The sequence below is a fragment of the Corynebacterium kalidii genome (genome assembly GCF_022869005.1).
Lineage (GTDB): Bacteria > Actinomycetota > Actinomycetes > Mycobacteriales > Mycobacteriaceae > Corynebacterium > Corynebacterium kalidii.
This window is the reverse complement of record NZ_JALIEA010000017.1, coordinates 331,030-344,825: the sequence shown is the minus strand read 5'-3', so window position 1 is coordinate 344,825 and position 13,796 is coordinate 331,030. Positions and strand designations below refer to the sequence as shown.

Annotated in this window: 6 protein-coding genes; all 6 read left to right on the top strand. The window is 63.8% G+C overall.

The genetic code is table 11. From position 1 onward, the window contains the following. The first annotated feature begins 149 nt into the window (after window positions 1–149). The 6 genes from MUN33_RS12315 to pglX all read left to right on the top strand — a co-directional run bounded on the left by MUN33_RS12315 (window position 150) and on the right by pglX (window position 13,786). Window positions 150–2,162, top strand: a complete 2,013-nt coding sequence (locus MUN33_RS12315; RefSeq protein WP_369414967.1) for a DNA/RNA helicase domain-containing protein — start codon at window positions 150–152, stop codon at window positions 2,160–2,162. After that, window positions 2,162–3,964, top strand: coding sequence for a DUF2075 domain-containing protein (locus tag MUN33_RS12310; RefSeq protein ID WP_244805212.1), 1,803 nt, complete (start codon window positions 2,162–2,164; stop codon window positions 3,962–3,964). The genes MUN33_RS12315 and MUN33_RS12310 overlap by 1 nt, the downstream gene beginning before the upstream one ends. 89 nt (window positions 3,965–4,053) lie before the next feature. Continuing rightward, window positions 4,054–5,415, top strand: a complete 1,362-nt coding sequence (locus MUN33_RS12305; protein ID WP_244805211.1) for an AAA family ATPase — start codon at window positions 4,054–4,056, stop codon at window positions 5,413–5,415. A gap of 3 nt (window positions 5,416–5,418) precedes the next feature. Further along, window positions 5,419–5,883: a hypothetical protein gene (locus tag MUN33_RS12300; protein WP_244805210.1), complete on the top strand. Its 465-nt coding sequence runs from the start codon at window positions 5,419–5,421 to the stop codon at window positions 5,881–5,883. Window positions 5,884–5,989: 106 nt separating this feature from the next. Next, window positions 5,990–10,168 (top strand): NERD domain-containing protein, encoded by a 4,179-nt coding sequence (locus MUN33_RS12295; protein ID WP_244805209.1) that lies wholly within the window; start codon window positions 5,990–5,992, stop codon window positions 10,166–10,168. A gap of 39 nt (window positions 10,169–10,207) precedes the next feature. Beyond that, window positions 10,208–13,786 (top strand): BREX-2 system adenine-specific DNA-methyltransferase PglX, encoded by a 3,579-nt coding sequence (gene pglX / locus MUN33_RS12290; protein ID WP_244805208.1) that lies wholly within the window; start codon window positions 10,208–10,210, stop codon window positions 13,784–13,786. The last annotated feature ends 10 nt before the right edge of the window (window positions 13,787–13,796 follow it).

The window sequence follows — 13,796 nt, the reverse complement described above, 5'->3', positions numbered from 1 at the left end:
GACACGGAACGGAATCTGCGGGCCCGGTGGTTGTCCGACGCCTGGACTCCCAGCCTCCGGTAGGGTGAACCGGGTAAGAGCGACCCGACAGGCTTCCACCGGGACAGGCCTCCACGTCGCACGAGATTTCGTGCTGCCTGGAGAAAGCTGTGCCCCTGCTTCGGACCACGGGTTCCGACATCCTGACCACCGTCGCCGACCCTGTCTCGCTCGTTGACGCCATGACGAGGTCCGCCCACGCGACCGGACTCGGGCGGGTGTCCCCGGCGGAGCAGCGGTCGTGGGCCGCCAGTATCCCGGCACTCGCCTCCGTGCTCGACCGCGCGGGGCTCGGTGCCGTCCCGGTCCTGCTGGAGTACCAGCTGCCGTTGACGTCGAAGCGGGTCGATGCGGTCATCGCCGGCACCCATCCGACGACAGGTGAGCCGTCGTACGTGGTCGTCGAGCTCAAGCAATGGTCCCGGGCATCCCTGTTCGAAAGCAGCCCTGAACTGGTGGAGGTACCGGGAGCCCCCGGTCCCCCTCGGTCACACCCTGTACTGCAGGTGGACGACTACCGCTCCTACCTCACCGGCTTCGCCACGGTGCTCGCCGACCATCCCGAGAGGGTCCACGGAGCCGCGTACCTGCACAACGTGTCCTCCCACCGGGACATCGACGACATGTGGACCGTGCACTCCGACGCCGTCCCTGAGTCAGCGACCCGGATGTTCACCGGCGCGGACATCGGCGCATTCAGTGACTTCCTCACATCCCGGCTCGCCCCGACGGGAGACCCCGTGCCCGCGGACGACCTGATGAACACCGGTTTCGCCCCGTCGCGGCAACTGCTGTCCCATGCGGCCGCGGAGATCCGCGAGCGCGAGGAGTTCGTCCTGCTCGACCGGCAGCACGACGCCGTCCGTCTGGTGCTTCACCAGGTGACCGCAGCACACCAGGCCGACCACAAGCGGGTCATCGTGGTCTCCGGCGGGCCAGGCTCCGGCAAGTCTGTCGTGGCATTGTCCCTGCTGGGTGAACTGGCACGCGCCGGCCGACGGGTGCTGCACGCCACCGGATCCAACGCCTTCACGCAGACGCTCCGCAAGGTCGCCGGCCACCGCAGCCGGGAGACGCAGCAGTTGTTCAAGTACTTCAACTCCTTCCAGGAGGAGGAGAAGCACGCACTCGACGTGCTCATCGCCGACGAGTCGCACCGCATCCGCGAGACCTCCACCAGCCGATACTCCCCTGCCCGGCTCCGAGCGCGGAAACGTCCGCAGCTCGACGAACTCATCGACGTCGCCCGAGTCCCGGTGTTCCTGCTGGACGAGAAGCAGGTCGTACGTCCCGGCGAGTTGGGGTCCCTGTACGAGATCACCCGTTTCGCCGAGGACAAGGGCCTGGAGGTGATCCACATCGAGCTGGGCGAACAGTTCCGGTGCGGTGGCAGCCTCGCCTACACGAACTGGGTCGAAGACCTGTTGCAGCTCGAGGACGGTGCTGACGCCCCCGCCGGCAACACCGGTGCCACCGATGGTTCGTTGCGCGACGACGTCGACTACGTGGGGGTCCAGGGTGTCGTCCGCCGCACCAGCGACGGTGAGGATCCCCCCGTCCTGCCACCGGACCCGCATATCTCGGTGACGGTGGCAGACTCCCCGCAGCAGATGGAGTCGATGCTGCGCGACAAGATGGCACAGGGGTACTCCGCGCGGATGTCGGCGGGGTTCTGCTGGCGCTGGTCGAAGCCGAAGAAGGGCGACCATGAGCTTGTCGACGATGTTCAGCTCGGTGACTGGTCGCGCCCCTGGAACAACCCGGAGGACCGGCGTGTCGGCGACGCGCCGCCGCGGTTCCGCTGGGCGACCGCAGGCGGTGGCTTCGAACAGATCGGCTGCATCTACACGGCCCAGGGGTTCGAGTACGACTGGTCCGGGGTGATCATCGGCCCGGACCTGGTGTGGCGCGACGGCGGCTTCATGACTGTCCGTACCCGGAACGTCGACCCTGGGCTAGCCAAGAAGGACCTCACCGACGACGAGTTCGACGTACTTGTCCGGCACGTCTACAAGGTGCTCCTCACCCGCGGCATGCAGGGCACGGTGATCTACTCCCCTGACCGACAGACCCGGGATGCACTGAAACATCTGGTCAGCGGGCAGAACGGGGAGGTCGCCTGATGGCCTCCACCACTTCGTCACAGTCGACGGCATCGCCGTTGACCCGGCACTCCTACGAGATCAGGACCTTCGAGTTCTCCCCGGCCGGCCATTGCGAACTGCACCTCGATGCCACGATGCACGACTGGCCGGTGGTGTACGTGTTGCACCGTCCCGCGACCACGCCGAGAGGCAAGGGCGAGGTGTACGTCGGGGAGTCGCTGAACATGGACAAGCGGTTCGGCGACCATCTGAAGAACGACGCGAAGTCACACCTGGAAGTCGCCGAGGTGATCGTGGACGACACCTTCAACAAGTCCGCCTGTCTGGACCTGGAGTCCTTCCTGATCAACCTCAGCTCAGGCGATGAATCGAACCGGATGTTGAACAGCAACGCCGGGCAGCAGGAGAAGAACTACTACAACCGCCCGTACTACCAGCTGCGCTTCCGGGAGATTTTCGAAGAGCTGCGTGCCAGGGGCGTGTTCTCGAAGTCGATCCGGGAGATCGAGAACTCCGAGATGTTCAAGTACTCGCCCTTCAAGTCGCTCAACGAGGATCAGCTGTCGGTGGTCAGCGACATCCTGGACGGCCTGGTGGAGGACTTCGCCTCTCCACCGGACGGGAACCAGGTTGCCGTGGTGCAGGGTGACCCGGGTACGGGCAAGACGATCGTCGCCACCTTCCTGATGAAGCTCCTGTCCGATCTCGGCTCAGACGTCGACGACCTCGACGAGAAGCGGGAGTCGGTCTTCGAGGACTTCTTCCTCGACGACATCCGTGCCTTGTTCCGGAACCGCCGGGTCGGCCTGGTCGTCCCCATGCAGGACCTGCGCAGGACGTTGTCCCGCGTCTTCGCCGCCACGCCGGGGCTGTCCGCCGACATGGTGCGTAGCCCACGGGAAGTCGCCCTCGACGACGAACGTTATGACCTGCTCGTGGTCGACGAGGCACACCGTCTCAGCCAGTTCGGCGCCCAGTCCATCGGCGCACTGACCAAGGAGTTCCGGGAGATCAACGAATCCCTCTTCGGTGGTCAGCGCCCGGAAGCGTCACAGCTCGACTGGATCCGGGCACGCTCCGACAACACCATCCTGATGGTCGACACCTCCCAGACGGTGAAACCGATCGACTTGTCGACCTCGGTGCTGCGCGCCCTGATCGACGCCCGGGATGCCGGCCACCGGCGCGAGTACGTACTGCATTCGCAGATGCGCTCGATCGGGGGCAACGACTACATCGACTACGTCAAGCAGGTGCTCTCCCCGTATCCTCCGGAAGCCCGCGCGGACTTCGGCCCCTACGAGATCGGTCTGGTCGACGACCCCCGCGTTCTCGTGGACCTGATCCGCGCGAAGAACGAGGTACACGGACTCTCGCGGGTGGTGGCCGGGTACGCGTGGGACTGGGTGAGCAAGAAGTCCCCGGAGAAGTTCGACATCCACCTGGACAACGACGTCCACCTGCGGTGGAACTCCACGGTCACCGACTGGATCAACTCGCAGAAATCGCCTCACGAGGCCGGATCGATCCACACCGTCCAAGGACACGACCTGAACTTCGCGGGCGTGATCTTCGGAAAGGATCTTCAATACGACCTGGAAAAGGAAGAACTGGTCGTCAGCCGGGAGGACTACCGGGACAAGACGGGTAAGCGCAACAACAAGCTCGCCGGCCGGGCCACCACCGACGAGATGTTGCTCGAGTTCATCACGAACATCTACTACGTGCTCATGACCCGCGGAGTCCACGGCACGTACATCCATGCGGTCGACCCGGGGCTGAGAGAATACCTGGGCAGGTACTTCCCGGTGGTGGAGTAAGGCCTGCCGTCAGCTCCGTCCCCGTCGCCCCCGGGTCAGGTAGGCTCGACACACGGCGCAACAGCCCACTCAATTTACATGGAGACCCCGTGACCACCTCCAACATCACCGAGCTTCGGCTGACGTCGTTCAAGTCTTTCAAGGATGCTGTCCTCCCCCTTGACGACGTCACATTACTGACGGGACGGAACAGCTCGGGGAAGTCCAATGCCTTGGACGGTCTCGAGGTCCTCTCCCGCCTGGCGGATGGTGAGGACATTGCAGATGCTCTGGACGGTCGGCGGCGCGAAGGAGGAATGGTCCGGGGAGGTTCCCGCGGGTGTGTCCCCCACGGGGCGTCATCGTTCAATCTGGGCTGCACGGTCTCGTGCGGTGACCAAGAATTCCGGTTCGACGTCACTGTCCAGGCCGAACCAGATCTGCGTATCGTCTCCGAATCGCTCACCGGTCCTGCGCGGACGGAGAAGAACAGGGTTCGTCGCGAAGCGCAGATCTACTCGACTCAACATGCACTGGACGATGCGCCGGTCATCAACGTCGAGGTGTTCAATGGTAAGCGGGGATCGAACCCCGCCCGGGCATTCCGGGATAGCCGACTCGTCCTGGCTCAACTCCCCCTGGCATTGACAGGTAGGACCAACGCCGAAAAAGCTGTCCTGCACGCAGCCTCTACCGTGACCCTGGCTCTGCGGGGGATATTCCACCTCGATCCGGTGCCCCATCTCATGCGCGAATTCGTACCGGCGCGAGACACCGACCTTCGGCGTACAGGCGAGAACCTCTCAGCAGCGTTGAGAAGCCTACAGGTCCGGGATCCCGTCGCCTTCCACGATGTGGTTTACCTCACGAAAAAGGTCGCCGACGACAGGATCACCGACATAAGCTTCGCCACCTCGTCGCTCGATGACGTCATGCTACAACTCGAAGAATCACGCGGCGAGGCGCAGGGATATCCAGATGAAAAGACCCCTGCCCGCGAGATGAGTGACGGACTCCTACGCTTTCTCGGTATAGCTACTGCCTTGAAGTCGTCACGGGATTCGCTGGACATCGATGTCGACGATACTGCCGGCGCCAAGCAATCAGACGACGTCGGAGGGGTCCTCATGGTCCTCGAGGAGCTGGAGAACGGACTCCATCCCTCACAGGAACGCCGGGTTCTCGATCTGGTACGCGACAGCTACGAGGCAACCGGAACACGGGTGTTGGCGACGACACACAGCCCTGCATTACTCGATGCGGCAGAGGGAACCCTGAACCAGAGCATCATCGTCTGCCATCGCGACCCCGATTCCGGTTTCAGCAAGTTGACCAGGTTGACCGACCTTCCCGGGTATGCCAGGGCCTTGGCGGAAGGAACCCTGGGAGCCGCAGTGACCGCAGGGAAACTTATCGACGACGTCATCGAAACGCCCGACTATTCAGAGTTCCGTCGCTTCCTGGGGGTGTAGCAGATGTCGCAGATCGATTTCATTGACACAGGTATTCTCTGCAATATTGTGCCCGTGCCCAAACTTGACCAGCACCAGGAATCAGTCAGGGCGACGATGGCCGCTAAGATGGACCGAGGGGTCGAGTTCATCCTCCCTATCACCACCGTCATCGAAACGGGGAACCATATAGCGCAAGTCGCCGACGGCTCTGCGCGGCGTACTGCCGCTAAGAATTTGGACCGCCTACTCCGCATGGTTGTCGATTCACAGGCGCCCTGGACATTGCATGAGATCCACTGGGACAGAAGCTTCCTCGAGAGATTCCTCGCCGGTGGAAGATCGAAAAGCTCCTATATTGATCACGCTCAAGCCAAGGTCGGCGCAGGTGACCTCTGTATTCTCACAGAACGGGATATCTACACGACCCGCACCTTGAAGCACACGGGGATCTGGACCTTGGACGAGGCTCTCGCAGCACACGGGTAGAGCACCACCCCTGTAGTTGGCCTGCTCGGACATGGCGGCATCCGCACCGGTAGGCTGAGAACGTTCATACCCGCCACATGACAGACACCGAAGGAGCCCCAGCCGCATGGAGCAGTCCTCGAAGCGCTGGATCGAGGTCACACCCTCGGAATTCGTCCATGAGCGGGACGGCTTGGAACATCTGGCTCGCGCGGTGCCTGACCAGGCGCCGTACTACGTGTTCTCCAACTTCACCTTCCAGGGCGACAACGGTCGCCGGTTCGAGGTCGATGCCCTGGTGATCTCCCCCGCCCAGGTCAACCTCATCGAGTTGAAGTCCTGGAGCGGGCACTTCACGGGCAACGAGCACAACTGGCGGTCGGACTGGAACGGTGGCAGCAACTACCGCAATCCGCTCAACGCGGCGAACTACAAGGCGAAGCTGCTGGCCACCCGCCTGGGCACGATCCTGAAGAACATCCTGCGCGAGCACCCGGAGTACCCGTCCAGCTACGGTGACGCCCCGTGGGTACAGGAGTCGGTGTTCCTGCACAGCGAGAACATCCGGACAGACTTCACCGCCCAGGGCATGCAGAACGTCTTCGGTATCGACGGTCGGACGAACCGGACGAACCTTCCTGGTATCGGTGACCGGATCACGGAGAAGCCCCGTCGTTTCCGCTCCCCCGTGGACCAGGGCTTCGCCGAGCGGGTGCTGGTCCCGGCGATCAAGGAGATCACCGGGTACCGGACACGCCGCGCCCACGCCGGCCCGTGGTTGCTGAACAAGCATCTCGATGACGAGGAGGACCGCCAAGTCTGGGAGGCGGTCAACCGCCGGGACGCCGCGGCGAAGACCGGGAAGAAGGACCGGGCTATCGTACGGGTCGCCGACATCCCCCGTGGAGCTGACCGAGTAACTGCCAACCGGCTCTACAGCCTGGCCCGCCGGGAGTACGAGCTGCTCAAGGAGTTGTCGCACCCGGGTATCGAGGCCCCGTTTGCCCTGGAGATCGCCGAGACCCCGGGTACAGGCGAATCGCCGGCGTTGATCTACCGCCCCTCGGACGGTTTCGAACCGCTGGATCTTCTGTACCCCGGGCTGGTGCTGACAGCCGCGCAACAGGTTGAGGTCATCTCGCAGGTCGCCGACGCGGTGACCTACGCCCACGCCAACAACGCCGTACACCGTCGCCTGACCCCCTCGGCGGTGCTGCTGAACACCCGGCTCCTGGATAAGGACGACCCCAGCCAGTCCGAGATCCAGGTGAAGGTGTCCCGGTGGACCGCGGTGACCGAGAACGTCCAGTCCACCCGTATGCGCTCCGCGCAGACCGCGGGCGCCGCACGTTCCGGGACCTCGTCGGTGTCCTCGGTGTCCACAACGTTCGACGAGGCGGCAGGGTTCCTTCCCCCGGAAGGCTTCGACGGGAGCGGGGACCGTACGCTGGGCGACCTGTTCAGCGTCGGCGCATTGGCGTTCTTCATCTTCTCCGGTGGACGCCAGCCTGCCACGAGCCGTGCGGAGCTCACCCGGGTGCTGTCGCGCTCGGGAGGGCTGGACCTGGACTCCACGGACGCCGAGGTGGAGGGCCATCTACGTGACCTGGTACTGGGGGTCACCGCCCCCAGCCCGGTAGAGCGGTTGAAGACGGTGAAGGGGTCCTCGAACAGCGGGCAGAAGGAGAACCCCGTGAAGCTGTTCCTGGGCCGGTTGCAGGGCAGCACCAGCGCCCGGCTCGTCGAGGAGGGCGATGCCCTGCACCCGAAAGTCGGAGAGACTCTCGCGGACCGTTTCGAGATGCTCAAGCAGCTGGGAACCGGCTCCACGGCGCTGGGGCTGCTGGTCAACGACACCACGGTGGACGCCAGGCGGGTGCTCAAGGTCGCCCGCGACGAGTCGAAGGTCGCCGAGCTGGAGCGCGAGGCGGAGTCGCTGGGCGAGCTGGCGACCAAGCTGGAGGGGTCGCCACACCGGAAGCATTTCGTGGAGCTGCTGGAGCCCACATTGCGTCTGCCCTTCGACCGCAGCGCCCTGCTGTTGTCTTTCGGCGGCGAGTTTACGCTGGCCGACCAGCTTCAGATGGGCCCGTTGGGTGCAGAGCAGTTCTGGACCCACGGTGAGCAACTGCTGACACTGCTGGTCGCCCTGGAGAACACGGGCCTGACCCACCGGGACATCAAGCCGGCGAACCTGGGCCTGAAGGGCAAACCGAGCGCGAAGACGCTGGTCCTGTTCGATTTCTCGCTGGCCCACCGCAGCCTCACCGAGACCGACCTGGGTACCCGCCCGTACCTGGATCCGTTCCTGTCCTCCGACGCGGTCCCCTCGCGGCCGCATTTCGACGGTTACGCGGAGCGCTACTCGGCTCTGGTGGTGCTGTTGCAGATGGCGACGGCGGACTACCCGCGCTACGGCGACGACGACGGCACCGCCGTGGAGCTCACCGACGGTCATCTGGCGTTGACGCCGGATGACCTTCCCGAGGTGTGGCCGCTGGCGCAGCGGGAGGCGTTGACGGAGCTGTTCCGGGTGAATCTGGACCGCGACGTGCGCGGGCGTGCGGGATCGGCCCAGGAACTTCTCGAGTTGTTCCGGTCGATCCGCCGGCGTGGCTCCGGCGCCCAGGCCGCCGCCACTGCTCCCCCGGCCGATGCCGGCACGTCGCGCTCTGGCGTACCGGCAGCGGATCCCCAGACGACGTCCGACGTGCCGTTGAGGTCGCTGAAGGACCTGTGTGAGGAGCTCATCGCCTACTCCGGTGACAAGAACACCCATGAGCGGCGTCTGGTCAGCAACATCCTCGGGGTGGCCGACAAATCCCCGGCCGACCCGTTCGACCCACCGTCGGTGTACGCGACGATCCTCGATGCCTCGCCGGGGAAGATGCCGCGGCTCACCGCATCGGTGGAGCCGTTGTGGCGGGCGACCCCGGTGTTGCACCGGTCCCTGGAGCTCCTGCAGGGCAAACTCGCCGCCACACTGCGCTCGATGGGGGGTATAGCGACCCCGGAGGATCTGCGCCCGGTCGTCGACGAGCTCTTCCCCTCGGAGGCCGTGGCGGTGCCGACGCCCGGTCAGACGCCGGCGCAGAATGCGCGCCGACAGCTCGGTGTGCTGCGGCTGATGGAGATGGCACTGTCCCGCCGCGCGGACGGCGACGGCCGGATTCACCTGATCCGCCGGCAGTCGGGCGACGCCACATCATCGGCGGCGGTGGCGATCGCGCTGACCGATGACCCTGCGTTGACAGGCCTGCCGGCCGTGCTGGCCGAGAGCGCCTACGACGTACTGGCGGAGGCGCCGCATGAGCTCGTCGACGCCGGCACACTGAACTCCACGTTGAGCGCTGCGGCGGTCGACTACCTGGGGGTCACGCCTGCGGAACTGCAGGTGTCGCCGTCGATGCTGCCGCAGTTGGCGGTCGGCGCGGACGCAGGGCTGGCCGTGACGGCCACCGGCGACCTGTATCCGGTGGACATGTCCACCGAGGCTCTGGTGCGTGCGGTGTTCCCGACTGCGTCGATGAAGGTGCCACGCAGTGTGCTGTCGAACAAGGTGCTGCGTCGGTTCCCGGAGGCGGTGAACCGGCAGCTGCCCGCACACCCGGTGTTGACGGATATCGTCACCGCCCTGGTGCCGGACATGCACTACGACGCATCGCGGAAGGAGTTCTTCCGACCGCAGGTGCCCTCGGCCTCCGATGAGCTGGTCACTCGCCACACCAACACCTACGGCCGGACAGTCGGTTTGTCGGACCGTCCCCGTGCGGAGCTGCCGGAGGCCGATCGGAAACTCCTCGATTCGCTGGAGACCACGCTCCGCGACCACAACTTCCGGGTGGTCCAGGTGGAGACCGGTAAAGTGGCCGCCACAGTGGCGTTGCTCGACGCCCACATGCAGGCCCGGCACGTGGATGTCGGCGAGGTCGTGTTGGATGAGCTGTGGCACCTGTTCGAGGAGACGAACCAGACCGACAAGTTCGATCTCTTCCTGGAAGCCGATTCCCCCGGACACCCGCTGCACGCGCAGCTTGGCCAGCTGATTCGCCTCTCGGCGCAGAAGGCACTGACCAACGCGTTGAGCCAGGCGAACGGTGGCCAGCCGGTCGTGCTGACCCACCCGTCGATTCTGGCAAGTTTCGGGTGCCTGGATCTGCTGTCCACCTGGTCGCAGATCGGTGCGCAGAATGCTGCCTCGGTGTGGTTGGTGACCACAGATGATGCGCCGTCGCCGACGAACGCCCATGCGGTCGACGGTGTCCAGCTACCGTTGAGTAGCCCTGATCAAGTCCTTTCCTACTGATTTCCCCTGCTTGTTCTGATTGTTGAGGAGTCCTTTTCCATGGCTCGGACCACCACCGGATCGTCTGAAGCGTCGTTGACCAGTGCCCTGCAGCCGGTCGTTCGTTCCCTGGTGGCGGACATGCGTGCCCGCCTGGAGTCGGACGCTGACCGCCTGCAGTCGTGGAAGACCGAGCACGCGAAGGCCCAGAAGGCTGACCGCGTTGCGTCGTCTTTCGCTGAGTGGTCGGAGGAACAGCTGCAGCAGGCCGCGGCGGGCTGGGTACTGACCACCGTGTTCCTACGGTTCATCGAGGACAATGACCTGTTCGGTCCTCGCCAGGTGTTCCTCACCGGGTTCGACGCCGAGCGCCGTGCCCTGGGCAGGGACTTCCAGGATGCGCTGTACCAGCGGCATCCGGAATACTCGTACCGGGACTACCTGCTGCACTGCTTCGATCGGTTGAATGATGTTCCGGCCACGGCTCGACTGGTGGGACCGCACTCGTCGATCCATGTGATCGAGCCCAGCGACGACGGTGCCCGTGAACTCATTGAGTTCTGGCGCGCAATGGACGGCGACGGGAACACTCTCCGGACGTTCGATGACAAGACGCTGGACACCCGTTTCCTCGGGGACATGTACCAGGACCTGTCGGAGTTCGCCCGGAAAAAGTACGCGCTGCTGCAGACCCCGGAGTTCGTCGAGGAGTTCATACTGGACCGCACCATGGACCCTGCCCTGGACGAACGGCCGTTGGAGGGATTCAAGGTCATCGACCCTACCTGCGGCTCGGGTCACTTCTTGCTGGGTGCCTTCCACCGGCTGATGGACCGGTGGGAGAAGGACTCCCCCGCGATGCCCGCGCCGGAACGCGCGGAGAAGGCGATGTCCGCGATCCACGGCGTGGACATCAACCCATTCGCTGTGGCGATCAGCCAGTTCCGCCTGATGGTGGCGTTCATGCAGGCTGCCGGGGATACGCGTTTGACTGAGCGCACCGCAGCCCCAGGGTTCACAGTGCTATCCGGGGATTCGTTGCTGTTCGGACCGGATGCTGAAGGGCAGGAGGCGCTAAACCTTGAAGCCGAGGGCTTCGTATACTCCACCGAGAACGCCGATGCCTTGGACACGGTCCTCACCCCTGGAACCTATGACGTTGTAGTCGGTAACCCGCCCTACATCATCGTCAAGGACAAGGCACTGAACCGGCAGTACCGCAACCGCTACGGGACTTACCTGTCCGGCAAGTACGCGTTGACTGCACCATTTATGGTGAAGTTCTTCCAACTGGCCAAAGATAGCAACTCTGGCAACGCCGCTGGCTGGATCGGGCAGATCACTTCGAACTCGTTCATGCAACGTACCTTCGGAAAACCGTTGGTGGAACACTTCTTTGATCAGGTGGACCTGCGGGAAGTAATTGATACCTCAGGCGCGTACGTTCCCGGTCACGGCACACCAACCGTCATCCTTGTCGGTCGTAACTCCCACGCGTCCCGCCGCAAAGTTACTGGTGTTCTAGGCATTCAGGGCGAGCCTGGTGTCCCCGTTGACCCCTCCCGAGGCGTGGTATGGTCGTCGATCACCACGAATATCGACAACATCGGCCACGAGGACGCCCATATATCCGTGGACGAACTCGGCCGTGACTTCATCAGTACGCATCCGTGGAGCCTACAGGGCGGAAGCGGACCAAGTGTTATTGAATCGATCCAAGGACTAAAAAGGCAAGAACTCGAAGATATCTCTGACTCAGTTGGAATTGTCGCATTTACTCTTGCCGACGGCTTCTACTTTAGAAGAACACAGTCACTGAATGCTCACGGTAAAATGTCGCATCGCGCGCTTCGTACCGGAACTGACCTGCGCGACTGGGCAGGAAATGAAAGCCTTCACGTAGCCTTTCCGTACGAATATGACTTTTCCCCCATGAAGCTCGAGGAAAGTAGGGACAACCTCATCGAGTACTGGCCTTACAGGGCAGAACTCGCAAACGCGACGATGTTTAACGGGGGATCAAAAGTAGACAATGGACTGAAGTGGTACGAGTACGGAAGACTCACGAAAAATAAACTTCGCACCCCTCTCTCGCTAGCTTTTGCTTTTGTAGCTACCCATAATCATTTCGTACTCGACCGTGGTGGCAAAGTCTTCAACCGGCACGCCCCGGTTATCAAACTGCCCGACAACTCCACCGAGGAAGACCACCTCGCACTACTCGGCGTACTGAACTCCTCCACCGCCTGCTTCTGGCTCAAGCAGAATAGTCACAACAAAGGCGTAGGCGGAATCGGCGGAGGAATTGGCGACGAGGCTTGGGAGCCACGTTACGAGTTCACCGGTACCACGCTGCAACGATTCCCCCTCCCCGACGGCGACGTCACCGAGCGTGGCCGGCGTCTCGATGATCTCGCACAACAACTCGCAACCTTTGAACCCTCTGCTGTTTTCGAGCGCACCACCCCCACCCGTCGGGCAATCGATGAGGCGTACGAGAACTACATGCGTATCCGTCGGCTGATGATCGCCGAGCAGGAGGAACTCGACTGGGCTGTCTACCACCTCTACGGGCTCACAGACACCGACCTGTCGCTGCCCGTCGGTGACGTCGACGGCATCGACCTGGGCACTCGCCCCTTCGAGATCGCCCTCGCCCGCCGGGTCGCCGGCGGTGAGACCACCACGGCATGGTTCGAACGCCACCGCTCCACCCCCGTCACCGAGATCCCCGATTCCTGGCCCGACGCACAGCGCACCGCCGCCCAACAACGCCTCGACCTGATGGCCTCCGACAAGTCCATCAAGCTGCTTGAAGCACCCGAATACAAGCGGCGTTGGTCCGACGACCCGTGGGAGGACAAGGTCCACGAGGCCCTCGCCGACTGGCTGCTGACCCGGCTGGAAACCCCCGAGCTGTGGCGCCGTACCGACGGAATGGCACAGACCCGCACCATCCGTGAACTCGCCGGACAGGTCGAAACCGACCCCGAGCTCGCCGACGTCCTCTCCGTCCTCCCCCTGTGGTCCACCAAGCGTGGGGCCACCACCGAGAAGATGCTGGAGGACCTGTTCAAGGGTGAAGCCGTGCCCTACGCCGCCTCGCTGCGATACAAGGGCCGCGGCCTGGCCAAGCGAGCCGAATGGGAAGCAACCTGGGACGCCCAGCGTCGTGAAGACGCCGGGGAGATCACCGCCGACGAGGTCCCCGTCCCGCCGAACTACACCAGCGCCGACATGTACCCGGCGGTGTGGAAACACCGCGGCAAGCTCGACGTACCCAAGGAACGCTTCATCTCCTACCCCGGCGCCTCCCCCGAAGGCGACACCACCATGCTGCTGGGCTGGGCCGGGTGGAATGACCTGGACAAGGCACTGGCGCTGATGTCGCTGTTCTCCGACCGCGCCGACCAGGACGCCGACACCGACACCCTCGCCGGCATCCTCTACGGCCTGGCAGAGGTTCTGCCCTGGGTGAAGCAGTGGCACAACGAGATCGACCCGCAGTTCAACTTCCGCTTCGGGGACTACCTGGAGGCACAGCTCGAGGAAGCTGCCCGTGGGCTCGGCATTCTCATCGACGACCTCAACTCTTACGCGCCGAAGCCCGCCACGCGTGGGCGCGCCAAGAAGAAGTAACACGGACAAC